20 protein-coding genes are annotated in these 24,642 nt (G+C 50.6%); 10 read left to right on the top strand and 10 right to left on the bottom strand.

The genetic code is table 11. The features are described from left to right. Nucleotides 1–214: 214 nt before the first annotated feature. A complete protein-coding gene (gene asnS, locus RHD99_RS16400; RefSeq protein WP_183273049.1) occupies nucleotides 215–1,615 on the bottom strand; it encodes an asparagine--tRNA ligase in 1,401 nt (466 codons plus the stop codon). Between the two features lie 175 nt (nucleotides 1,616–1,790). Further along, nucleotides 1,791–2,993: a nicotinate phosphoribosyltransferase gene (gene pncB, locus RHD99_RS16395; RefSeq protein WP_309875257.1), complete on the bottom strand. Its 1,203-nt coding sequence runs from the start codon at nucleotides 2,991–2,993 to the stop codon at nucleotides 1,791–1,793. Nucleotides 2,994–3,260: 267 nt separating this feature from the next. Here pncB and pepN point away from each other — a divergent pair, with 267 nt between their 5' ends. Beyond that, nucleotides 3,261–5,873, top strand: coding sequence for an aminopeptidase N (gene pepN, locus RHD99_RS16390; RefSeq protein WP_309875256.1), 2,613 nt, complete (start codon nucleotides 3,261–3,263; stop codon nucleotides 5,871–5,873). 182 nt (nucleotides 5,874–6,055) lie between these two features. On the opposite strand, the gene ssuB is transcribed toward pepN, so the two are convergent. Genes ssuB through ssuE form a run of 5 tightly spaced genes read right to left on the bottom strand, consistent with a single transcriptional unit; the run spans nucleotide 6,056 to nucleotide 10,306 of the window. Beyond that, nucleotides 6,056–6,829: an aliphatic sulfonates ABC transporter ATP-binding protein gene (gene ssuB / locus RHD99_RS16385; protein WP_309875255.1), complete on the bottom strand. Its 774-nt coding sequence runs from the start codon at nucleotides 6,827–6,829 to the stop codon at nucleotides 6,056–6,058. Then, complete coding sequence (gene ssuC, locus RHD99_RS16380) at nucleotides 6,826–7,617, bottom strand: aliphatic sulfonate ABC transporter permease SsuC (protein WP_309875254.1); 792 nt, start codon at nucleotides 7,615–7,617, stop codon at nucleotides 6,826–6,828. Before ssuC ends, ssuB begins: the two co-directional genes overlap by 4 nt. Before the next feature lie 10 nt (nucleotides 7,618–7,627). Next, nucleotides 7,628–8,773, bottom strand: coding sequence for an FMNH2-dependent alkanesulfonate monooxygenase (gene ssuD / locus RHD99_RS16375; RefSeq protein ID WP_309875253.1), 1,146 nt, complete (start codon nucleotides 8,771–8,773; stop codon nucleotides 7,628–7,630). Then, nucleotides 8,770–9,738 (bottom strand): sulfonate ABC transporter substrate-binding protein, encoded by a 969-nt coding sequence (locus RHD99_RS16370; RefSeq protein ID WP_309875252.1) that lies wholly within the window; start codon nucleotides 9,736–9,738, stop codon nucleotides 8,770–8,772. The genes ssuD and RHD99_RS16370 overlap by 4 nt, the downstream gene beginning before the upstream one ends. After that, the gene (gene ssuE / locus RHD99_RS16365) at nucleotides 9,731–10,306 is read right to left on the bottom strand and encodes an NADPH-dependent FMN reductase (RefSeq protein ID WP_183273042.1); all 576 of its coding nucleotides are present in this window, start codon (nucleotides 10,304–10,306) and stop codon (nucleotides 9,731–9,733) included. Before ssuE ends, RHD99_RS16370 begins: the two co-directional genes overlap by 8 nt. A gap of 248 nt (nucleotides 10,307–10,554) precedes the next feature. Here ssuE and pyrD point away from each other — a divergent pair, with 248 nt between their 5' ends. Next, nucleotides 10,555–11,565 carry a quinone-dependent dihydroorotate dehydrogenase gene (gene pyrD, locus RHD99_RS16360; protein WP_309875251.1) on the top strand — a complete coding sequence of 337 codons (1,011 nt, stop codon included), beginning with the start codon at nucleotides 10,555–10,557 and terminating at the stop codon, nucleotides 11,563–11,565. Between the two features lie 170 nt (nucleotides 11,566–11,735). After that, entirely contained in the window at nucleotides 11,736–12,278 is a 543-nt protein-coding gene (gene zapC / locus RHD99_RS16355; protein ID WP_309875250.1) for a cell division protein ZapC, read from the top strand. Between the two features lie 65 nt (nucleotides 12,279–12,343). Here zapC and RHD99_RS16350 read toward each other — a convergent pair whose 3' ends face one another. Continuing rightward, nucleotides 12,344–13,456, bottom strand: coding sequence for a YcbX family protein (locus RHD99_RS16350; protein ID WP_309875249.1), 1,113 nt, complete (start codon nucleotides 13,454–13,456; stop codon nucleotides 12,344–12,346). Between the two features lie 114 nt (nucleotides 13,457–13,570). On the opposite strand from RHD99_RS16350, the gene rlmKL reads away from it, so the two are divergent. From rlmKL to rmf, 6 genes are all read left to right on the top strand, one after another. After that, nucleotides 13,571–15,688 (top strand): bifunctional 23S rRNA (guanine(2069)-N(7))-methyltransferase RlmK/23S rRNA (guanine(2445)-N(2))-methyltransferase RlmL, encoded by a 2,118-nt coding sequence (rlmKL, locus tag RHD99_RS16345; protein ID WP_309875248.1) that lies wholly within the window; start codon nucleotides 13,571–13,573, stop codon nucleotides 15,686–15,688. A 5-nt stretch (nucleotides 15,689–15,693) separates the two neighbouring features. Beyond that, complete coding sequence (locus tag RHD99_RS16340; protein WP_309875246.1) at nucleotides 15,694–17,601, top strand: ABC transporter ATP-binding protein; 1,908 nt, start codon at nucleotides 15,694–15,696, stop codon at nucleotides 17,599–17,601. A gap of 16 nt (nucleotides 17,602–17,617) precedes the next feature. Beyond that, nucleotides 17,618–18,886, top strand: a complete 1,269-nt coding sequence (pqiA, locus tag RHD99_RS16335; protein WP_309875244.1) for a membrane integrity-associated transporter subunit PqiA — start codon at nucleotides 17,618–17,620, stop codon at nucleotides 18,884–18,886. Then, nucleotides 18,876–20,513, top strand: a complete 1,638-nt coding sequence (gene pqiB, locus RHD99_RS16330; protein WP_309875241.1) for an intermembrane transport protein PqiB — start codon at nucleotides 18,876–18,878, stop codon at nucleotides 20,511–20,513. Before pqiA ends, pqiB begins: the two co-directional genes overlap by 11 nt. After that, nucleotides 20,513–21,079 carry a membrane integrity-associated transporter subunit PqiC gene (pqiC, locus tag RHD99_RS16325; RefSeq protein WP_270139477.1) on the top strand — a complete coding sequence of 189 codons (567 nt, stop codon included), beginning with the start codon at nucleotides 20,513–20,515 and terminating at the stop codon, nucleotides 21,077–21,079. The genes pqiB and pqiC overlap by 1 nt, the downstream gene beginning before the upstream one ends. 256 nt (nucleotides 21,080–21,335) lie before the next feature. Continuing rightward, nucleotides 21,336–21,503: a ribosome modulation factor gene (gene rmf / locus RHD99_RS16320; RefSeq protein WP_183273033.1), complete on the top strand. Its 168-nt coding sequence runs from the start codon at nucleotides 21,336–21,338 to the stop codon at nucleotides 21,501–21,503. Between the two features lie 71 nt (nucleotides 21,504–21,574). Here the strand turns inward: rmf and fabA are convergent, their stop codons facing one another. Together fabA and RHD99_RS16310 are read right to left on the bottom strand one after the other, a co-directional pair. Then, nucleotides 21,575–22,093 carry a bifunctional 3-hydroxydecanoyl-ACP dehydratase/trans-2-decenoyl-ACP isomerase gene (gene fabA / locus RHD99_RS16315; protein ID WP_034456318.1) on the bottom strand — a complete coding sequence of 173 codons (519 nt, stop codon included), beginning with the start codon at nucleotides 22,091–22,093 and terminating at the stop codon, nucleotides 21,575–21,577. A gap of 68 nt (nucleotides 22,094–22,161) precedes the next feature. Next, nucleotides 22,162–23,916, bottom strand: coding sequence for an AAA family ATPase (locus RHD99_RS16310; RefSeq protein ID WP_183273032.1), 1,755 nt, complete (start codon nucleotides 23,914–23,916; stop codon nucleotides 22,162–22,164). 175 nt (nucleotides 23,917–24,091) lie between these two features. On the opposite strand from RHD99_RS16310, the gene matP reads away from it, so the two are divergent. Next, nucleotides 24,092–24,544, top strand: coding sequence for a macrodomain Ter protein MatP (matP, locus tag RHD99_RS16305; protein ID WP_270139475.1), 453 nt, complete (start codon nucleotides 24,092–24,094; stop codon nucleotides 24,542–24,544). The last annotated feature ends 98 nt before the right edge of the window (nucleotides 24,545–24,642 follow it).

The raw sequence follows: 24,642 nt of genomic DNA, 5'->3' as shown, positions 1-24,642 counted from the left end.
ATCCAAATGTGCTAAGTCAATGCTAAGAGTGAGAGTGCGAGCGGAAAGTATGGTTATTTTATGTTTATCTGTTTCACAGACACACTTCGTAACGGGGGAGTTGCGGAATGGGGTTGAAATTGACGTTTGTTTAACTTTCGTTGAAGAAAAAAGACGTTCGACCCGCAGATGTAAAAAAGGCCAGCAGCGCTGGCCTTAGAAAATAAATGCGTTTTTAGAAGTTCGCGTTACGTGGTGTACGTGGGAATGGGATCACGTCACGAACGTTCTGTACACCTGTTACATAGGCAATCAGGCGTTCAAAACCAAGACCGAAACCGGAGTGCGGAACAGTGCCGTAACGACGCAGATCGCGATACCACCAGTAGTCTTCTTTATTCAGACCCATCTCGGCCATGCGCGCATCCAGCACATCCAGACGCTCTTCACGCTGAGAACCACCGATGATTTCACCAATACCCGGCGCTAACACATCCATTGCGGCGACGGTTTTGCCGTCTTCGTTAAGGCGCATATAGAAGGCCTTAATGTCTTTTGGATAGTTTTTCACAACCACCGGTGCCTTGAAGTGTTGCTCGGCAAGGTAACGTTCATGCTCAGAAGAAAGGTCTACGCCCCAGTAAACAGGGTTCTCGAATTTCTGGCCGCAATTCTCGAGAATTGTAACAGCGTCGGTGTAATCAACTTGCGCAAAGTCAGCGTCGATGAAGCGCTGTAAACGTTCCACTGCATCTTTGTCAACGCGCTCAGCGAAGAACTCCATGTCATCCATACGCTCGTCAAGCACAGCTTTGAAGACATACTTCAGCATGGCTTCAGCCAAACCTGCGACATCGTCAAGATTTGCGAAAGCGACTTCAGGCTCCAGCATCCAGAACTCAGCCAGGTGACGGCTGGTGTTCGAGTTTTCAGCACGGAAGGTTGGGCCAAAGGTATAAACCTTGGACAACGCACATGCATAAGTTTCGCCGTTCAACTGGCCGGATACGGTCAGGAACGCTTCTTTACCAAAGAAGTCTTTATCGAAATCAATTTTACCTGCATCGGTACGAGGAAGGTTTTCGAGATCAAGCGTAGAAACGCGGAACATCTCACCTGCACCTTCAGTATCTGACGCGGTAATCAGCGGTGTGGATACCCAGAAGTAACCTTGCTCATGGAAGAAACGGTGTAACGCTTGAGCAAGGGTATGACGCACACGAGCCACAGCGCCGATCATGTTGGTGCGTGGGCGCAGGTGCGCGACTTCACGCAGGTACTCAATGCTATGGCGTTTAGCCGCCATTGGGTAAGTGTCAGGATCATCAACCCAGCCGGTCACTTCCACTTCAGTTGCCTGGATTTCAAAGCTCTGGCCCTGACCAAGAGACTCTACAACTTTACCCGTCACGACAACGGAACAACCCGTTGTCAGGCGCAGAACGTCATCATTGTAATTAGGCAGAGAATTATTAATGACGGCCTGTACAGGAGAGAAGCAGGAACCGTCATAGACGGCGAGGAAGGAGATACCAGCTTTTGAATCTCTACGAGTACGCACCCATCCGCGCACGGTGACTTCTTGGTCAACGGCTACGCGGCCCTGGAGTACGTCGGCTACAGGCACAACGCTCATATTTTTCTCTCTATTAATTGGTCAGTGACATAAAAATAATTACCCACTATCGCGGGGTTATCTATGTTACCTGTCACGAGCCTACAGACAAGCAGAAATCGTGCGCGAATGAAGAAATATAAGAAGAAGGGCAGCCCATAAACCGAACATACGGTATAGATGGGCTTTATTTGAATTAACTTGCTTTCTTAACCTGCGGTAAATCGAAGGCCTTACGCAGCGCGCGAACAAAGGCTTTATCGTGGCAAATGGTTTTGCCTGGGCTGTCAGACAGTTTGGCGACCGGTTTGCCATTGCACTCCACCAGCTTAATCACAATATTCAGCGGCTTAACGTTTGGAATATCGCAGGTCAGGCGAGTTCCAATACCAAAACTCAGATTGACCCGGTCGCAGAAATGGCGATACAGCTCAATGGCTTTAGGCAAATCCAGGTTATCAGAGAACACCAATACTTTGGTTTTAGGGTCGATACCCAGTTTCTGATAATGAGCGATAGCTTTCTCGCCCCATTCAACAGGATCCCCTGAGTCGTGGCGCAGACCTTGATAACGGCTGGCAAATGCGAGGTCAAAGTCTCGTAAGAAGGCATCCATAGTGATGCAGTCTGTCAGCGCGATGCCTAGCTTATCGGGGTATTCATCAAGCCACGCCTGAAGTGCAGCACGTTGGCTGTTTGCAAGCGTCGGGCTAATTTGCTGATGCGCCTGGAACCACTCGTGAGCTTGCGTGCCCATCGGCGTTAAATTCAGGCGACGTGCCAGGTCGTAATTACTGGTGCCAACAAACCACGATTCTTGTTGCAGACGGCTAACGATAGCCTCCTGAACCTCACGCGAGAAACGGCGACGGGTGCCAAAATCCATCAAACGGAATGCAGAAAGATCAATATCTGCCGTCAGTTCTTTGAACTGAAGCAGTTTACTTTCCAGATTCTCCAGCGCCATCTGTGGGGTTACCGCTGGTGAGCGGTGTTGGTGCACCACTTCGCTGATCACGGCCAGCAAAGGGACTTCCCACATAATCACTTCCAGCCACGAGCCGGTTAGACGAATATCTAAATGGCCGTTGTTATTGCTGATGTGTACCTGAGAGGGGGCGTAGCGGAAAGTACGCAGCCACGAGAGATAATCTGCCTTAAAGAACGGCAGAGTTTCCAAAAAGGCGAACTCCTCGTCGGTCAGCGCGAGGTGCTGCATTAAATCAACCTGCTCACGGATGGCATCTGCATAGACGCCCAGCAGATCATCACCGCGGCAACGGAACTCGGCAGCGACGCTCACGTCGTGATAACGGTGGAATACCGCCTGCTGCATATGAAGCTTATAGGCGTCAGTATCCAGTAGCGTTTGCAAAATAGGGGAAGCGTGTCGTGTCATGGCGCGTTGCAGCATCCTCTCACAGGAGCGTTTCCATCAAGGGCTAAGCAGATAAAAGACGCAGGAGTATACCCTGATTATCTGTTTATTAAACCTGGATCACAACACACGGGCACTTTCTGGTCGATGGCAATTCGTGCCGCTTGTTATATATATGTAGCAATTCGCGTGAGAAGCCCAGAAAAGTTGATGATTCTGCGTGGCAACATTCGGGCAACAGGAATAGACTGAACTCCGCAAACTTACGGATGATGTATAAGGTTTTTTATGACACAACAGCCACAAGCCAAATATCGCCACGACTACCGTGCGCCGGATTACACGATTACCGATATCGATTTGACCTTTGACCTTGATGCCGCAAAAACCCTGGTCACAGCCATTAGCCAGATAACCCGCCAGGGTACAGCAGGTGCGCCATTGCGTCTTGATGGCGAAGACCTGACGCTGGTGTCTGTTGCTGTAAACGGTGCTGCCTGGGAAGATTACCGCCAGGAAGAGGGTGCATTGATTATCGAATCACTGCCAGACGCCTTCACCCTGACCATCGTTAATGAAATCAGCCCTGCGACCAATACCGCGCTGGAAGGGCTTTACCTTTCAGGCGACGCGCTTTGCACCCAGTGTGAAGCTGAAGGTTTCCGCCACATTACCTGGTATCTCGACCGACCGGACGTTCTGGCGCGCTTCACCACTAAAATCATTGCCGATAAAAAACAGTACCCATTCCTGCTATCTAACGGCAACCGTATTGCCGAAGGTGAACTGGAAAATGGTCGTCATTGGGTGCAATGGCAAGATCCGTTCCCAAAACCGTGTTACCTGTTTGCGCTGGTGGCGGGTGATTTCGACGTGCTGCGCGATACCTATAAAACGCGTTCTGGCCGTGATGTCGCGCTGGAGCTGTTTGTCGACCGTGGCAACCTGGACCGTGCAAGCTGGGCGATGACGTCGCTGAAAGCATCAATGAAATGGGATGAAACCCGCTTCGGCCTCGAGTATGACCTCGACATTTATATGATCGTCGCCGTCGACTTCTTCAACATGGGCGCCATGGAAAACAAAGGCCTGAACGTCTTTAACTCCAAATATGTGCTGGCGCGTGCAGAAACGGCGACCGATAAAGATTACCTCGATATTGAACGCGTTATCGGCCATGAATACTTCCACAACTGGACCGGCAACCGTGTTACGTGCCGCGACTGGTTCCAGTTAAGCCTGAAAGAAGGGCTGACTGTTTTCCGCGATCAAGAATTTAGCTCTGATCTGGGCTCACGCGCGGTTAACCGCATTCAAAACGTGCGTACCATGCGCGCAATGCAGTTTGCCGAAGACGCAAGCCCGATGGCGCACCCGATTCGCCCGGATAAAGTGATTGAAATGAACAACTTCTACACGCTGACCGTGTATGAGAAGGGTTCAGAAGTTATCCGTATGCTGCATACTTTGCTGGGCGAAGCAAACTTCCAGAAAGGCATGCAGCTTTACTTTGAACGTCATGACGGTAGTGCTGCAACCTGTGATGATTTCGTACAAGCGATGGAAGATGCGTCAAACGTTGACCTGTCCCATTTCCGCCGTTGGTATAGTCAGGCAGGCACGCCAGTCGTCACTGTGCGTGATGACTACGATCCGGAAAAAGAGCTCTATACGCTGACTATTAGCCAGACAACGCCGCCAACTGCTGAACAACAAGAAAAGCAGCCGTTACATATTCCGTTCGACATCGAACTGTATGACAACGAAGGCAAAGTCATTCCGCTGCAGAAAAATGGCCATCCGATTCACCACGTGCTGAATGTGACGCAGGCAGAGCAGACATTTGTCTTTGATAACGTTTATTTCCAGCCGGTTCCTTCCTTGCTGCGTGAGTTCTCGGCGCCAGTAAAACTGGAATACAAATGGAGCGACCAGCAACTGACGTTCCTGATGCGCCATGCTCGCAACGATTTCTCCCGTTGGGATGCCGCGCAAAGTCTGCTTGCGACTTACATTAAATTGAACGTAAATCGTTGCCAGCAAGGGCAGCCGCTTTCACTGCCGCTGCATGTGGCCGATGCGTTCCGCGCCATTTTGTTGGATGAGAAAATTGACCCGGCACTGGCGGCAGAAATTCTGACGTTGCCTTCGCAAAACGAAATTGCCGAACTGTTCCAGATAATCGATCCACATGCGATTGCCGCAGTGCATGAAGCATTGATGCGCACTCTGGCAAACGAACTGGCGGATGAATTCCTCGCGGTTTACAACGCCAATAAACTCGATACTTATCGTGTGGAACATGCTGATATTGGCAAACGAGCATTGCGTAATACTTGTCTGCGTTATCTGGCGTTTGGTGAGCAACAGTTAGCTGAACAATTGGTGCGTCATCAGTATCAAAGTGCCGATAACATGACCGATTCTATCGCTGCCTTGTCTGCAAGCGTAGCGGCACAATTGCCTTGCCGTGTAGAGTTGCTGGCGGCATTTGATGAGAAGTGGCATCAGGATGGTCTGGTGATGGACAAGTGGTTTGTATTGCAGGCCACAAGCCCTGCGGAAGGCACATTGAACACTGTGCGTGAATTACTGAACCACCGTTCGTTTAGCATGGGTAACCCGAACCGCGTGCGTTCGCTGATTGGCGCATTTGCGGCTGCTAACCCTTCTGCCTTCCATGCACCTGATGGCAGTGGTTATCAATTTATGGTGGAAATGCTCAGCGAGCTAAACCACCGTAACCCGCAGGTGGCGTCGCGTCTGATTGAACCGTTAATTCGACTGAAACGTTATGATGCGAAACGTCAGGAAATGATGCGTGCGGCACTGGTTCAGTTGAAAGGGTTGGAAAATCTGTCCGGGGATTTGTTCGAGAAAATCACTAAAGCGTTGGCTTAGGTTTTCATCGTTTTCCCCTCACCCTAACCCTCTCCCAAAGGGAGAGGGAACTGGATCGGTGTTTGCTTTCTCCCAAAGGGAGAGGGAACTGGATCGATGTTTTCTTTCTCCCAAAGGGAGAGGGAGCTTGATTGGTTTTCTCCCTCTCCTGGGGGAGAGGGTCGGGGTGAGGGCTTCTAATGCTAACCGGTGCGCACCACGCGTGCCGGTTCTTCAACCACCAGCCGTTTCATCACACGTTCTAATACCTGCGCTTCCAGTTCAGCCAGCCGGACAGAGCCGAGCTTACGTGGGCGAGGCAGATCAATCGTCAGGTCGAGGCCAATCTTCCCTTCTTCAATCAATAAAACCCTGTCGGCCATGGCGACAGCTTCGCTGACATCGTGCGTCACCAGCAACACGGTAAAACCGTGCTCTTGCCACAGAGAAACAATTAACTCCTGCATTTCGATACGCGTCAGAGCATCCAGCGCACCCAGCGGCTCATCAAGCAACAACAGACGTGGGCGGTGAATCAACGCACGAGCCAGTGCCACACGCTGCTTTTGTCCACCCGAAAGTGCAGCGGGCCACTCGGTTGCACGGTTGGCAAGCCCAACGGACTCCAGCGCTTTGGTTGCCGCTTCTTTCCAGTTTCCTTTGAGCCCCAGCCCAACGTTATTAATGACGGATTTCCATGGCAACAAACGCGCATCCTGAAACATTAAGCGTGTTTCATCCTGGCTTTCACGTAGCGGCGCATTTCCGGCAATCAGCGATCCGCCATTAGGATTTTCCAGCCCTGCTAGCAGACGCAACAACGTACTTTTCCCGCCGCCGCTGCGCCCAACCACCGCGACAAACTGCCCTGCGGGAATACGTAATTCCAGTTCATCCAGAATCGTTTTATTGCCGTAGCGTTTGGTCACGTTGTTAAGGAGTAGGGGAGTCCCCTGATTTAAACGAGCGGTATTCATGCGTTCTCCTCCTGCAACTGGTAAGCCGGGTGCCAGCGAAGCCAGACACGTTCGAGTAATTGCGCGCTGATATCAGCGAGTTTGCCGAGTAAGGCATAAAGGATGATGGCGACAATGACCACATCGGTTTGCAGGAATTCCCGCGCATTCATTGCCAGATAGCCAATCCCTGAGTTAGCTGAAATGGTTTCTGCCACAATTAAAGTCAGCCACATCAGACCGAGGGCGAAACGAATCCCGACCATAATAGAAGGCAGCGCGCCGGGTAAAATCACCTGGGCGAACAGGCTAAAACCGGATAACCCATAGCTGCGCGCCATCTCCAGCAAACCGGGGTCGATATTGCGGATACCGTGCCAGGTATTAATGTAAATCGGGAACAGGGTGCCGAGTGCCACAAGGAAAATTTTCGCTGACTCGTCGATGCCGAACCACAGAATCACCAGCGGGATCAGCGCCAGATGTGGGACGTTACGTAACATTTGAATTGAGCTATCCAACAAACGCTCTCCCCAACGGGAGAGTCCACTGATTAGCCCGAGAGTTAACCCCAGAGAGCCGCCGATACTGAAACCAATCACCGCACGCCACGAACTGATCGCCAGGTGCTGCCACAATTCGCCGCTGGCTGAGAGGTTCCAGAATGCGACAACCACCCCTTCTGGCGAAGGGAGGATGCGATTAGAGAGCCAGCCTGCACTCGAAGAGAGTTGCCAGATTGCAATAATGGCAACCGGCAGCGCCCACGGGGCAAGTCTTAACAACAATTTGTGCGTTGAAGGGGTCATTAGCGGCTCCTTAGCTTTGCGCGACTTTGCGTGGGATAAAATCGTTTGCCACCACTTCGCCTTTCTCGCGAATCTGGCGAGGCTGCGGGATTTGTGGAATAGCCACGTCAAGGTGTGGGAATAGCAGTTCGCCGACGCGATAAGCCTCTTCCAGATGCGGATAACCGGAAAGAATAAAGCTGTCGATGCCCAATGCGGCGTATTCGTTAATGCGTTCTGCGACCGTTGGGCCATCACCCACTAATGCTGTGCCCGCGCCGCCACGCACCAGACCTACGCCCGCCCACAGGTTCGGGCTGATTTCCAGATTATCGCGTTTGCCGCCGTGCAACGCCGCCATGCGGTGTTGGCCAACCGAGTCGGTGCGGGCAAAAGCGGCCTGCGCCCTGGCAATGGTTTCATCATCTAATTGTGATATCAGGCGATTAGCGGCGTCCCAGGCTTCTTCATTGGTTTCACGCACAATCACGTGCAAGCGAATACCGAAACGCACGGTTCGCCCGTGGGCTGCGGCTTTGGCACGAACCTGCTCGATTTTCTCTTTCACTAAATGCGGTGGTTCGCCCCAGGTGAGATAGAGATCAACCTGTTCGGCCGCCAGGTCCTGCGCCACATCTGACGAGCCGCCAAAGTAGAGGGGGGGACGCGGTTGCTGTACCGGCGGGAACATTAACTTCGCGCCTTTAACCTGAATGTGTTTACCTTCGTGATCCACCGTTTCACCTTCCAGCAAGCGCCGCCAGATGTGGGTAAATTCAGCGGAGGCTTCATAGCGTTCCTGATGATTAAGGAACACGCCGTCTGCGGCTAACTCTTCCGGGTCACTGCCTGTCACCAGATTAAACAAAGCGCGCCCGTTGGAAAGTCTGTCGAGCGTGGCGGCCTGGCGTGCAGCCACCGTAGGGGACGTCACGCTTGGGCGCAGCGCCACCAAAAATTTTAAGCGTTGGGTCACCGGAATCATGGATGCAGCAACCAGCCACGCGTCTTCGCATGAACGGCCCGTCGGGATCAGTACACCGGTAAAGCCCAGTCTGTCCGCTGCCTGAGCGATTTGTTGCAAATAACCGTGGTCAACCGGGCGCGCTGCATCGTTGCTACCCAAATAGTGGCCATCGCCATGGGTAGGTAAAAACCAGAATAGATTCAAACTCATGACTTGTCTCCTGTTGTGGGTTGCCAAATACGGGTGCGAATATCGACTTTTTTAGGCACTAAATGGTTGTCATAAAACAGGTCAGCGGTTTGCTGTTGTTTGGCAGCCGTTTCTGCACTGACTGGGGTAATCACTGTCGGTGGACGGTGGTCGAAATAGGTGGCAATAACGTTTTCAGGCAGCCCCATGGTTTTTGCCAGTAACGCAACGCTTGCTTCACGCTGGCTTCGGGTTAACGCATCAGCATCGCTAAATGTTTTGAGAACGTGTTGCAAGAACAGGCCATTTTTCTCAGCGTAAGGGCGCGAGGCGAGATAGAACGAGCCGGTTTGAACTAATTCACTGCCATCGGTTAATACGCGAACGCCTCCGTTTAACAGGACTGCGGAGTAGTACGGGTCCCAAATTGCCCAGGCGTCAACATTGCCTTGCTGGAATGCAGCGCGTGCATCAGCAGGGGTTAAATAGGCGGCCTGGACATCGGTAAATTTCAGCCCGGCTTTTTGTAATGCGCGCAGGACGAGGTTGTGAGAACTGGAGCCTTTCTGGAAAGCAATTTTATGCCCTTTAAGATCGGCCACGGTTTTCAGTGGGCTGTTCTCCGGCACTAAAATGACTTCGGCTTTAGGTTTTGGCGGCTCTGAACCGACATAAACCAGATCCGCCCCCGCCGCCTGAGCGAAGATTGGCGGAATATCGCCGGTACTGCCGAGATCAATGCTGCCAATATTCAGTGCTTCCAGCATTTGCGGGCCGGCGGGGAATTCAATCCACTGAAACTTAGTTTGCGGATACTCTTTTTCCAGAAGCTGGTGGCTTTTTGCCAGCACCATACTGACCGACCCTTTTTGATAACCGATGCGCAGTTGCTCAGGCCCAGTTTCTGCGGCGTGGATCGTGGCGCTAATACTTAGTGCGCCTGTTAGCATCAGCCAGGGAGCGGTACGTTTTAACAGATTAAACATGAGCAACTCCTTGGGTTTTAAACGGAGAAGAGACGATAAAGTCCCGGCGATGCAGCGCCTGCCAGAAGGTCTCCAGTGCGCCATCTAAGCGTTGTTGTAAATTGTTGGAGAACACGGGTTTGTGCTGGTAATCGGCTATTTGGCTGTCATCCGCAAATACGCCATGCAGGATTTCTTGTGCTTTCAGCGCATTAAGTACGGGCTTCAGGGCGTAATCGACCGCCAGCATATGTGCGACTGTTCCGCCGGTAGCCAATGGCAGGACGACTTTCTTATCCAGTGCACGTTCAGGCAGCAGGTCGAGCAGCGTTTTCAGTGCGCCAGAAAATGAAGCCTTATAAACAGGTGTTGCGATAATGACGCCATCGGCCTGCTGCAATTGTTCGTTTAACGCCAGCAGCGCGGGGCTATCAAATCGGGCGTAGAGCAAATCTTCAGGCGCGAAATTCTGTAGATGCCAGTGACACACCTCGATATCCAAAGCGCTTAATTTTTCGCGGGCATATTCCAGCAGCGCACTGGAACGAGAGGGGAAGCGCGGGCTTCCAGCCAGGGTTATCACACGCATATTGTTTCCTTATAACTAAATGTTTGCTTTTAGGTAACATTGATAACAATTGAGTGTGATATTCGCGCAGAAGTGTTATTCCACTAAATGATTTATTTAGGATTGGAATGCTAAAAAATGAATAACAAGCAGGAGGGAGGAAAACGTTTGCGCTGATTCGGCCTTTTTTGTTGCAGGTCAATTCCATTCAGTGACGTTATCGTTAATAATACTGCCCCAGTTTGCATACTGGGAATTCTGGAGTGTTCATGTACTACCCCTTCGTTCGTAAAGCCCTTTTCAAGCTCGATCCAGAGCGCGCTCATGAAGTGACATTTCAGCAATTGCGTCGTGTAACAGGTACACCACTCGAATGGCTGGTGCGGCAAAATGTGCCCTCTAAACCTGTGACCTGCATGGGTCTGACGTTTAAGAATCCTTTAGGGCTTGCTGCCGGCCTGGATAAAAACGGTGAGTGTATTGATGCACTGGGCGCCATGGGCTTTGGCTCCATTGAAATTGGTACCGTAACGCCTCGTCCACAACCAGGAAATGATAAGCCGCGAATCTTCCGTCTGGTAGAAGCAGAAGGTTTGATTAACCGCATGGGCTTCAATAATCTCGGTGTAGATAACCTGGTTGAGAACGTCAAAAAATCCCATTTTGATGGGGTGCTGGGTATCAATATTGGCAAGAATAAAGACACTCCAGTTGAGCAAGGTAAAGACGACTATTTGATCTGCATGGATAAAATTTATCCTTATGCCGGTTATATCGCGATCAATATTTCCTCGCCAAATACCCCTGGATTACGCACATTGCAATACGGCGAAGCGTTAGATGATCTGTTAGCTGCGATTAAAAATAAGCAGCAAACGCTTCAGGAATTGCACCATAAATATGTGCCAGTTGCGGTGAAGATCGCGCCGGATCTTTCTGAAGAAGAATTGATCCAGGTTGCCGATAGTTTAGTTCGTCATAATATTGACGGGGTCATTGCGACCAATACAACTTTGGATCGTAGCCTGGTTCAGGGGATGAAATATTGCGATGAAATGGGGGGATTAAGTGGCCGCCCAGTGCAACTGAAGAGTACAGAAATTATTCGCCGACTGTCGCAAGAATTAAATGGTCGTTTACCGATTATTGGTGTCGGCGGTATTGATTCGGTGATTGCTGCTCGCGAGAAGATGGCAGCAGGTGCCTCACTGGTTCAAATATATTCTGGTTTCATATTTAAAGGCCCACCTTTGATAAAAGAAATCGTCTCAGGAATCTAGTTCTCACATTTTACCTTTCAGACAACCGGGGCTTTATTTTCAGCCCCGGTTGTTTTATATTTCACCACTGTTGCTAAATTATACATATTGGTCTTTTATTAATATGGTCTTTAACGAAGCGGCGAAAAGGATTTTTTATATCGTGGGAATAAACGAAAGGGCAAATAGTTATGCGGATAAAACCGGACGATAATTGGCGTTGGTATTTTGATGAAGAGCATGATCGTATGATGCTCGATTTAGCCAATGGCATGCTATTCCGTTCACGTTTCCCTCGTAAAATGCTCACCCCCGATGCCTTTGAAAACACAGGTTTTTGTGTCGATGATGCAGCTCTATTCTTCTCCTTTGAAGAGAAATGCCGCGACCTGATATTAAGTAAAGAACAGCGTGCTGAACTGGTATTAAATGCGCTGGTTGCGATTCGTTATCTCAAGCCGCAAATGCCAAAAAGCTGGCATTTCGTCTCTCATGGAGAGTGCTGGCAGCCTGGTCCTGGCGATTCTGCTTGTGTCTGGTTGAGTGATGATATGCAGCAGGTTAATTTGCTGGTGGTTGAAACCGGTGATAACGCTGCACTGTGTTTGCTGGCACAACCGGGTTTACAACTTGCAGGCCGTACTATGCAACTTGGCGATGCCATTAAAGTGATGAACGACAGGTTAAGGCCGCAACCGATAGGCGCCGACCTCAGTCTTGATAAAGCAGTTTAATCCCCTTCATACTTCAAGCTGCATTTTGTTGGCAGCGTTCACTTACCGCCGCAATGCAACTCGAATTATTTCGGGGATATTTTGACATCGCCCGCCGGAATACAGCTGCAACACAAGATTGTCCCATCATCGTTGATAGCGCTTTTCTTCAACGCTTTGACTTCCCCACTGACTAAGGTAATTCGACAACTACCGCAGATCCCGGCCCGGCAAGAGTAGGGGACACGGATGCCTTGTTGTTCAAGCTGTTCCAGCAGTATTTGCTGGTTGTTACCGCGAAATTGTTGACCCTGCCAGTTAATCTCAACCGTACTTTCAGGCTGTGCTTCAGGTTCAATACTCTGCGTAACCTGTCCCGCGCCATAAACCCTCGCCGGTTTGCTGGCTAATACTTCGAGTTCATCACCGACGCGAATCACGCCGCTGTTGCGGGCAATCAAATTCTGCCCGAAGTCGACATCACCATTATCAAGCGCTGTGCGGAAACTTTGCAGTGTGGCCAACGGTTCACCTGAAGGATGTTTGCGGCCCTTTTCTGGACTGACGGTCGTGAAAATACAACGGCTGCAAGGTTTGGCGACATCAAACGTCACGCCACCAATCCGCACCACTTGCCAGGTGTCTTCCGCCCAGGCTTGTGCGCCTGTCACGACAATATTCGGGCGAAACTGCGTCATTTTCACGCTTGCCGGGCAACGATTTTGCAGATCACGCAATGAGGCTTCGTTGGCCAGCAAGAAGGGGAAACCATCGGCAAACGATAATGGCACTTCTTCATGACGTTTCACTCGGCGGGTTAATGTTTCACCCAGCCAGCGCAATTGCACCGGTCGCGAAAAGAAGCCGCTTAACCACTGGTTGATTTCATCTGGTGCTATCTGCGCGGTGAAATGGTTTCCCCAGACTTCAGTCGGCTCGGATTCAGATTGAAAATCGGCGAAGCGCACGGTGGCAGAACTGCCGTCCGGTGCGCTCAGAAACAAACCATCGTGAATGATGGCGGGAGTAAACAGCACCATTTGCGGATATTGGCGTGCGGTAATAAAAGTGCCGTCAGGTTCCGTTACCATAAAAATGCGATCAAAGGCTAAACCGCTGGTGGTGGCTTGTGCATGAGAAAGCGCCAACCCACGCATCGATTTCACCGGGTGGATATAAAGTTGGGATAAGGTGATCATCGCATTCCCTTGGCAGAAATAAATAGGCAATAAAGGAAGCCAACTTTATGACATGCGTGGCGGATTGGCTATAATGCGCCACAATTTTCTTTTAACACCTGATTAAGTGACGATATGAATTCTCTGTTTGCCAGTACGGCGCGTGGGCTTGAAGAGCTATTAAAAACTGAACTGGAGGGCCTTGGTGCGCAAGCATGCCAGGTGGTTCAGGGCGGCGTACATTACCAGGGGGACTCACGTCTGCTCTATCAAAGCCTGATGTGGAGCCGCCTTGCGTCCCGCATTCTGCTGCCATTAAACGAATGCAAAGTGTATAGCGATCTGGATTTGTACCTTGGCGTACAGACCATAGACTGGCCTGCGCTATTTGGCCCAGATGCCACCTTCGCAGTGCACTTCAGCGGCCTGAACGACGTTATCCGTAACAGTCAGTACGGTGCGCTTAAAGTGAAGGATGCGATCGTTGACTCCTTCACCCGTAAAAATCTGCCACGTCCGAACGTCGATAAAGAACAGACGGATCTGCGCATTAACGTCTGGCTGAATAAAGACACCGCCAGCATTGCGCTGGATTTAAGTGGTGATGGCCTGCATCAGCGTGGCTACCGTGACAGCACCGGTGCGGCTCCGATTAAAGAAACTCTGGCATCCGCTATTGTGATGCGTTCAGGCTGGCAGCCGGGTACACCGCTGCTCGATCCAATGTGTGGCTCTGGTACGCTGCTGATTGAAGCCGCGATGATCGCGACCGATCGCGCACCTGGTCTGCATCGCAAGCACTGGGGTTTCCTCGGTTGGGCGAACCACGATGTAGAATTGTGGAAAGAGGTCACCACCGAAGCGCAGGTTCGTGCCCGTAAAGGTCTCGGCGAATATACCTCTCGTTTCTATGGTTCAGATAATGATTCACGCGTAATCGAACGCGCTCGCGCCAACACCCGCCGTGCGGGCCTGGCCGATATCATCAGTTACGAAGTGAAAGACGTTGCTAAACTGAGCAATCCTCTGCCGGAAGGGCCAGTGGGTACGGTGATTAGCAACCCGCCTTACGGTGAGCGTCTTGACAGTGAGCCTGCGCTGATTGCATTACACAGCCTGTTAGGCCGCAACATGAAAAATCATTTCGGTGGCTGGAATCTGTCACTGTTTAGCGCCTCGCCAGATCTGCTCAGCTGCCTGCAACTGCGCGCAGAACGCCAGTTTAAAGCGAAGAACGGCCCGCTGGATTGCGTGCAGAAAAACTACCAGTTGTCAGAAACCAGCACCGGCGCGGCATCTGGCCAAATTGCTGACGATTACGCGAACCGTCTACGCAAAAATATCAAAAAGCTCGACAAATGGGCGCGTCAGGAAGGCATCGAATGCTACCGAATTTACGACGCGGATCTGCCGGAATATAACGTTGCCGTTGACCGTTATGGCGAATGGGTCGTGGTGCAGGAATACGCACCGCCAAAAACGGTTGATGCCAACAAAGCGCGTCAGCGTCTGTTTGACGTGATTGCTGCAACGCTGTCTGTTCTTGAATTACCGTCCAACCGGCTAATTCTGAAAACCCGTGAACGCCAGAAGGGCAAAAGCCAGTATCAGAAAATGGATGAGAAAGGCGACTTCATGGAAGTGAGCGAATATAACGCTCGTCTGTGGGTTAACCTGACGGATTATCTGGATACCGGTTTGTTCCTCGATCACCGTATTGCGCGCCATATGCTGGGCAAAATGAGCAAAGGGAAGGACTTCCTTAACCTGTTTGCTTATACCGGCACTGCGACGGTTCACGCAGGTTTAGGTGGTGCAAAAACCACGACCACCGTCGATATGTCTCGTACTTATCTGGAGTGGGCTGAACGCAACCTGCGCCTAAATGGCTTGAGTGGCCGCGCTCACCGTCTGATTCAGGCGGACTGCCTGGGTTGGTTGCGTGAAACGGATGAACAGTTTGATCTGATTTTTATCGATCCACCGACGTTCTCGAACTCAAAACGTATGGAAGAATCTTTTGATGTCCAGCGCGACCATCTGTTGCTGATGAAAGACCTGAAGCGCTTGCTGCGCCAGGGCGGCACCATTATGTTCTCCAACAATAAACGTGGCTTCAAAATGGACTTTGACGGGCTGGATAAACTGGGTTTGAACGCTCAGGAAATCACTCAGAAAACCCAGTCGCAAGACTTTGCCCGTAATCGCCAAATTCATAACTGCTGGCTCGTTACTCACGTAGCCAAGGATTAATTGTCATGTCATTGATTAGTATGCACGGTGCCTGGTTGTCCTTTAGTGACGCACCGTTATTAGATAACACTGAACTCCACATTGAAGAAAACGAACGCGTTTGTCTGGTAGGTCGTAACGGTGCGGGTAAATCCACGCTGATGAAGATCCTGAATCGTGAAATCCCATTGGATGATGGGCGCATGATTTATGAACAAGACTTGATCGTGGCGCGTTTACAGCAAGATCCTCCGCGTAATGTTGCGGGAACTGTTTACGATTTCGTTGCTGAAGGCGTTGAAGAACAGGCTGAACATCTCAAGGTGTATCACGATATTTCTCATAAAGTGATGACTGACCCGAGCGAGAAAAACCTCAACGAGATGGCGCGTATTCAGGAAATTCTGGATAACCAGAATCTCTGGCAACTTGAAAGCCGTATCAATGAAGTGCTGCTACAACTCGGCCTGGATGCGGATACCGAACTGTCAGCATTGTCTGGTGGCTGGTTGCGTAAAGCGGCACTTGGGCGTGCATTGGTCAGTTCGCCGCGCGTATTGCTGCTTGATGAACCGACGAACCACCTGGATATTGAAGCGATTGACTGGCTGGAAGGCTTCCTGAAAGAGTTCCAGGGAAGCATCGTATTTATTTCCCATGACCGTTCATTCATCCGCAATATGGCAACCCGTATTGTCGATCTTGATCGTGGAAAACTGGTTTCTTACCCTGGCGATTACGATCAGTATTTGCTGGCGAAAGAAGAAGCGTTGCGCGTTGAAGATCTGCAAAATGCCGAGTTCGATCGCAAACTTGCGCAGGAAGAAGTCTGGATTCGCCAGGGCATTAAAGCCCGTCGTACCCGTAACGAAGGTCGTGTCCGTGCGTTAAAAGCCATGCGTAACGAGCGTAGTGCGCGTCGTGAAGTATTGGGCAGCGCTAAGATGCAGGTCGAAGAAGCGGCCCGTTCAGGCAAAATCGTCTTTGAGATGGAAGATGTTTGCTACTCCATTGGCGAACGTGCGCTGGTGAAAGACTTCTCGGCCCAGGTTCAACGCAGCGATAAAATCGCGCTGGTGGGGCCAAACGGCTGCGGTAAAACGACGCTGCTGAAACTGATGCTCGACCAATTGCAGGCTGATAGCGGCCGTGTGCATTGCGGTACTAAACTGGAAGTCGCGTACTTCGACCAGCACCGTGCTGAGCTGGATCCGGATCGCACCGTGATGGACAACCTCGCGGAAGGCAAACAAGAAGTGATGGTGAACGGTAAGCCGCGCCATGTTCTGGGTTATTTGCAGGACTTCTTGTTCCATCCAAAGCGTGCGATGACGCCAGTTCGTGCATTATCAGGGGGTGAGCGTAACCGTCTGTTGCTGGCTCGCTTATTCCTGAAACCAAGTAACTTGTTGATTCTCGATGAACCAACAAACGACCTGGATGTCGAAACGCTTGAATTGCTGGAAGAGCTGATTGATGGTTATCAGGGCACGGTAATGTTGGTGAGCCACGATCGTCAATTTGTCGATAACACCGTTACTGAATGCTGGATTTTCGAAGGTGAGGGCAAAATTGGTCGCTACGTTGGTGGTTACCATGATGCTAAAGGCCAACAGGCTTCTGCTCAATCTTTGCGCCAGTCTGTAGCAGATAAAGCTCAAAACACCACTGCAGCTAAAGCTGAAGTTGTTAAACGTGCAAGCAGCAAGCTAAGCTATAACTTGCAACGCGAATTAGAGCAATTGCCGCAACGTCTTGAGCAGCTTGAGACTGAGCTGGAAGCGCTACAAGCGAAAGTCGGTGACGCAGAGTTTTTCAACCAACCGCATGATGTCACGCAAAAAACCTTGGGCGACCTGTCTGCAGCTGAAAAAGCATTGGAAGATGCTTTTGAGCGCTGGGAATATCTTGAAGCTCTGAAAAACGGCGCATAACGCAAGGAGACACGATATGTGTGCCACGCATCACCATCGTTCACACATATTGTGTTCACAATGTGACTTACTGGTCGCTCTACCAGTATTAGAAGACGGCCAAAAGGCCGTCTGTCCTCGTTGTGCCACCACGCTATTAACCCAGTGGGCGTCACCGCGACAACGACCTACAGCCTATTCGCTGGCAGCCCTGTTTATGCTGCTGCTCGCCAATCTTTTTCCTTTCATCAGTATGAACGTCGCGGGTATTAACAGCGAAGTTTCACTGCTTGAAATACCAGGCGTTCTCTTTAACGAAGATTACGCAAGTCTGGGCACCTTTTTCATCGCCTTTGTGCAGGTGGTGCCGGCCTTCTGTTTAATCACAATTTTGTTGTTGGTTAACCGGGCAAAATTGCCGCTATCGCTCAAAAAGCGCCTTGCTCGTATTCTGTTTCAGTTAAAGTCCTGGGGCATGGCCGAGATCTTCCTTGCCGGGATACTGGTGAGTTTCGTCAAACTGATGGCGTATGGCGATCTCGGTGTCGGCAGTAGCTTTATTCCGTGGTGTTTATTCTGTGTGTTGCAGTTACGGGCCTTCCAGTGTGTGGACAGACGTTGGCTTTGGGATGATATTGCCCCTGAACCGGTTATAGATGCACCGCTTAAAGTTGGAGTGCCGGGGATTCGTCAAGGGCTGCGCTCTTGTTCGTGCTGCACGGCAATCGTGCCGGAAGCTCAGGAAATCTGCCCGCGTTGCGAAACGAAAGGGTACATCCGTCGCCGCCATAGTCTGCAATGGACGCTCGCTCTGTTGCTGACTTCAATTATGCTTTATCTGCCTGCGAACATATTACCCATCATGATAACCGAAGTCCTGGGAAGCCAAATTCCCTCGACGATTATTGCCGGGGTTATCTTGTTGTGGAGTGAAGGATCTTATCCAGTGGCTGGGGTGATATTCATCGCCAGTATCATGGTCCCAACGCTAAAAATGTTGGCGATCGCGTGGTTGTGTTGGGATGCAAAGGGCCACGGTCGTCGTGACAGTGAAAGGATGCATTTGATCTACGAGGTCGTCGAGTTTGTCGGACGCTGGTCGATGATCGATGTGTTCGTTATTGCCGTTTTATCGGCGCTGGTGCGGATGGGGGGATTGATGAGTATCTACCCGGCAATTGGCGCCGTTATGTTTGCATTAGTAGTTATTTTGACAATGTTTGCGGCGATGACCTTTGACCCTCGCTTGTCCTGGGATCGCGCACCTGATTCAACTCATGAGGAGTCGTCTGAGCATGGAAAATAAAAGCGGGGAAGCAAAAGTAGCAAAGGTTAAAAACTGGTCCCCAGTTTGGATTTTCCCTATTGTTACGCTGCTCATTGGCGCGTGGATTTTATTCTACCACTATAGTCATCAGGGCCCTGAAGTTACGCTAATCACCACCAATGCTGAAGGTATTGAAGGCGGGAAAACCACCATCAAAAGCCGTAGCGTTAATGTGGGTGTTGTGGAGCGTGCGGTGTTGTCTGATGACTTGCTGCACGTCGAAATTACAGCTCGTCTGAATTCCGGCATGGAAAAGCTGCTGCATAAAGATTCGGTTTTTTGGGTCGTGAAACCGCAGGTCGGGCGTGAAGGTATTTCCGGGCTGGGAACGTTGCTCTCCGGGGCTTATATCGAACTGCAACCGGGAACAAAAGGCTCGAAACAAGGGAAGTATGATTTGCTGGATTCTCCTCCGCTGGCACCGCCTGACGCGAAAGGGATCCGTATTACCCTCGACAGTAATAAGGCAGGGCAGCTCTCTCCTGGCGACCCGGTCCTGTTCCGTGGTTATCGAGTAGGTTCGGTTGAAACCAGTAATTTCGATCCGGCCAAACGTAGCATCAGTTATCAACTGTTTATCGCTGCGCCAAACGATCGCCTGGTAACCAGCAACGTGCGTTTCTGGAAGGATAGTGGGATCGCAGTGGATTTATCCTCCCAGGGCATGCGTGTCGAAATGGGGTCGCTTACGACGCTGTTTAGTGGCGGCGTGAGTTTTGATATCCCGGAAGGGTGGGATCTCGGTAAGCCAGCACTACCTGGCAGCGAGTATAGACTGTTTGACGATCAGAAAAGTATTCAGGATTCCCTCTATACCGATCACATTGATTACCTGATGTTCTTCAAAGATTCTGTACGTGGCTTGCAGCCTGGGGCTCCGGTTGAATTCCGCGGTATTCGCCTCGGTACGGTCGCTCAGGTGCCATTCTTTACAGCGGAAATGCGTCAGAAAATTAATGATGACTTCCGTATTCCGGTGCTGATTCGTCTTGAACCTGAACGTTTGCAGAATCTTGTAGGTGATGACATTCGGATTCAGGACAACATGGAATCGCTGATTAAACGCGGTTTGCGGGCATCCATGAAGACCGGCAGTCTGGTGACCGGTGCTCTGTTTATCGATCTTGATTTCAACCCTAAAGCACCGCCGGTAACTGATTTGCCGACCTTTGGAGGTTACCCGATCATTCCAACGATGAGTGGTGGTTTGGCGCAAATCCAACAACGTTTGCTGGAGACTCTGGATAAGATTAACAACTTGCCATTGAATCCAATGATTCAGGAGACAACCAATTCGCTTGCTGAAAGCCAACGCACCATGAAGCGCTTGCAGCAGACGCTGGATAATCTGAATAAGATTACGTCGAATAAATCGATGCAGTCGTTGCCAGAGGATATGCAAACAACATTGCGTGAGCTCAATCGTAGCATGCAGGGCTTCCAGCCTGGTTCAGCGGCGTACAACAAGATGGTTGCCGATATGCAGCGACTTGATCAAGTTCTGCGTGAGTTGCAGCCTGTCCTGCGCACGTTGAACGATAAGAGCAATTCGCTGATCTTTGAAGCGAAGGATAAAAAAGATCCCCAGCCGAAGAGGGCACAATAATGAAAAAATGGCTTCCGATAATTGCTGCGTTGGTTTTAACGGCTTGTAGCAGCACCGATAATGGAAAAACGTATTACCAACTGCCTCAAAGCTCCGCGCCTGCTATGCAGGCTGTGAGCCAGCCTGGAACCCATTTATTATGGGTAGAGCAGGTTGCGGTTCCTGATTACCTCGCCGGAAACGGCGTGGTTTATCAAACCAGTGATGTGCAATACGTCATTGCCAACAACAATTTGTGGGCGAGCCCATTGGATCAGCAACTGCGCAATACCCTGGTGAGCAATTTAAGTAGCGCGCTTCCGGGTTGGGTGGTGGCATCACAGCCGCTTGGCAGTGTTCAGGATACGCTGAGTGTTAATGTGACGGGTTTCCATGGACGCTACGACGGGAAAGTGATTGTGAGCGGTGAATGGCTGCTCAATCATCAGGGGCAACTGATAAAGCGCCCGTTCCATGTTGAGTTGAAGCAGGAAGCCGATGGTTATGATGCGATGGTGAAATCGTTAGCTCAGGCCTGGCAGCAAGAGTCACAAAGCATTGCAAGCCAGCTAACCCGCTTTAATTAATCCGTTCAATAGCACAAAAAAGCTGCGTCATTCGCAATCAAGCGAAGCGCAGCTTTTCTTTTGGCATGAATTTGTTATCTCTCCTGGCTCACGTTTTTTGTAAAAATCATATCCCACGTAGCTCACATTTATGACATTGGCGTGAATTTTGCGCATTGACGATAACGGTTTTTGAGGGTATTCGTTATATGTGGTTGCACGTTTTGTGGCCACTGTTTTCTTTTCCACCAGACTCAAAAAATGAGGGAAACGAGGCATGAAGAGACAAAAACGAGATCGCCTGGAACGGGCTCATCAACGTGGTTATCAAGCAGGAATCGTCGGACGCTCTAAAGAGATGTGTCCTTATCAGACGCTGAACCAGAGGTCGTACTGGATGGGAGGCTGGCGAGAAGCCATGGAGGACAGGGCGATTACCGCGTAATCACTGTCTCTTTAGAAAAAGAAACCTCCGCACAGCGGAGGTTTCGCATTTCATCACTGAGAAAACAGGACTTAGAAAGCAGTCGTGTCTTTGAACAGACCTACTTTCAGATCGGTAGCAGTGTAAATGACACGGCCATCAACCAGCACCTCGCCATCTGCCAGGCCCATGATCAGGCGGCGATTGATGACGCGTTTGAAATGGATACGATAGGTAACTTTTTTCGCGGTTGGTAGAATCTGACCTGCGAGTTTAACTTCACCCACGCCCAGAGCACGACCTTTACCTTCGCCACCGAGCCAGCCGAGGTAGAAACCAACCAACTGCCACATCGCATCCAGGCCCAGGCAGCCAGGCATTACCGGGTCGCCGATAAAGTGGCAGCCAAAGAACCACAGATCAGGATTAATATCTAATTCTGCTTCAACGTAACCTTTATCGAAGTTACCGCCGTCTTCGGTCATCTTGACCACGCGGTCCATCATCAGCATGGATGGCGCAGGTAACCGTGGGCCTTCAGCGCCAAACAGTTCGCCACGACCAGAGGCAAGAAGATCTTCTTTTGTATAGGATTCGCGTTTATCTACCATGTTTACAGTAAGCCTTTTTATAATGAAGCACGCATGTTAGCTAACACGTGTACGCTCAACAAGTCCGATCAGTTTGGACTGAACCAGCTGAGCCAACGCAGTGGCCATGGATAACGGTGCCGAATGTCTTGCGCCGATGCCTGAGCAATTCGCTCCTGTACCGCACGCATGAGCGTATTTTGCCCTTCACCATCCCAGGGCAGATTTGTTAATAATGGTAGCGCATCTGTGACGTCGTCGATGGCCCAAATTGTGAATTGTCCTTGCTCAACGGCATCCAGAACATCCTGATGCAGGCACAGGTGGCGGACGTTGGACAGGGGGATTATCACGCCTTGCTTGCCGGTAAATTCGCGCTCCTGGCAGATGCGGAAGAAACCTTCAATCTTCTCATTGAGTCCTCCAACAGGCTGCACACGCCCGAACTGGTCGACTGACCCGGTCACCGCGATATGCTGAAAAATCGGCACATTCGCCAGTGCGCTTATCAATGCGCACAGTTCAGCCATTGACGCGCTGTCGCCATCAACTTCGCTGTAGGACTGTTCAAAAGTCAGTGATGCTGAGAAGGGGATTTGCTGCTCAAGCTGCAATTCAGACATCAAAAATGCCTGCATGATCATCATGCCTTTCGCATGAATATTGCCGCCCAACTCTGCTTTGCGCTCAACGTCAGTAAATTCACCATCACCCACATGGACGACACAACTGATTCGGGAAGGTTCACCGAATGCGCGTGGATGGCCTGGGAATTCAATCACCGACAACGCGTTGATTTGGCCAACCATCTCACCTTCAGTTTCAATCAGGATTTGCTCAAGCAGAATTTCGTCCTGCATGCGCTCAGCCAGATAACCTTCACGCCATTCACGCTGGGCCAGCATTTGGATCAGTTCAGCCGCGCCGAAGGTTTCTTCTTCAGTAAAAGCGGCCACTTCACGCAGTTGACGGCCAATCCACGATGGGCACAGCGGCAGCGTTTCCTGATCACCCGTGTAACGCACCGCTTCGCGGATGAAAGCAGTCCAGGCATCAGTTGCAGGCGCAGGGAGCGCTTTAGATTTCGCGACGGCGTAAATCCACTGACACCACAATGCCATATCATCGGCAGAGGCAATTTGAAGATTTTCTTCAAACTCGCTGTAAATAGCGGAGGTTGCCAGCTCAGGTTCCATTTCCTGGAAGTCAGCCAGCGACTCGCGTTCGCCGACCAGAATCAGTTTGAGATTCAGCGGTAATGACGGGATGCTAACTGGCAACGGACGCGTTTCGTCAGGCGAAATCCAGTCAAAGCGACCCTGAATCACCATTTGCTTCAGACGTAGCCAGAGCAGCGGTTGCGCCAATACGCTACGCAATGACAGCACCAGAATGCCGCCATTAGCCTTGTGAACTAAACCCGGCGTCAGGCTAATTTCACCGGCGAACTGACGGACGCAACCAAACAGTTGCTCGGCTTCAATCCAGTCAGCCACGACGACTTCGGATTGACCAGCAAAATTGTCTTCAGCCGTCTCGGCTGGGCGTAACGTGACACGCGAGCCTTCTATCAGATAATGTCCGCCGGTCAATGTGTTATCCGGGGACCAGCAATCGCGCGCAGCGCTCGCAATAAGATTAAGGTATTCGGCTTCTTCAGCGGCTTTTACCAGCATCAGACCGGCCGAGGCTACCGGTTGGCTGAGTTGCACCAGTCCATAAGTCAGACGGGGTTGCACAGCGGAGAAAGGGGCAGTTTCGGAATCATAAGGCTGTGCGAAAATTTCCTGATAGCTTTCGGTATCAGGTACAAGTGCACGCCATTCAAGTCGATTAGTCGTCAAAGTCGCTATTTATTAATTAGATGTCAAAGGCGCGATTATACAAGAATAGGTCGAGCAGCACACGGTTTATGCGGAGCGGCAAGTTTACTTAGCTCACAGCTTTCATTTTTCAGGTAAGCGAAAATAAAAAAAACTGTTATCCTGAAATGAGTTACACGGTCACACTGAGACAACAATGAAATATCAACAGTTGGAAAATCTCGAGAGCGGCTGGAAGTGGAAGTATCTGGTTAAAAAACACCGCGAAGGCGAGCTTATCACGCGTTATATCGAGGCGAGCGCTGCGAAAGAAGCTGTTGATGAGCTGTTACGCTTTGAGAATGAGCCTGTGCACGTGTTGAGCTGGATAGAGAAGCATATGAATCCAGAACTCCACAACCGCATGAAGCAAACTATCCGCGCGCGTCGTAAACGGCATTTTAATGCCGAACACCAGCATACGCGTAAAAAGTCCATTGACCTTGAGTATCTGGTCTGGCAGCGGTTAGCAGGGCTTGCTCATCGACGAGGATGCACACTCTCAGAAACTATTGTGCAGCTGATTGAAGATGCTGAGCGTAAAGAACAGTACGCTAATCAGATGTCATCACTGAAACAAGATCTTCAGGCGATGCTTGGCAAAGAGTAGAGCGCAGTGAATTGCGACTGGGCTTTATTGTGTTGTTATGTTCCTAAATTTTAAAAACAAAAAACCCGCCGAAGCGGGTTTTTTTATAACGGTAACTT

This window comes from Buttiauxella selenatireducens, assembly GCF_031432975.1.
Lineage (GTDB): Bacteria > Pseudomonadota > Gammaproteobacteria > Enterobacterales > Enterobacteriaceae > Buttiauxella > Buttiauxella selenatireducens.
Note: the sequence above shows the minus strand (reverse complement) of the source record. Positions and strands in the feature narration are given on the sequence as shown.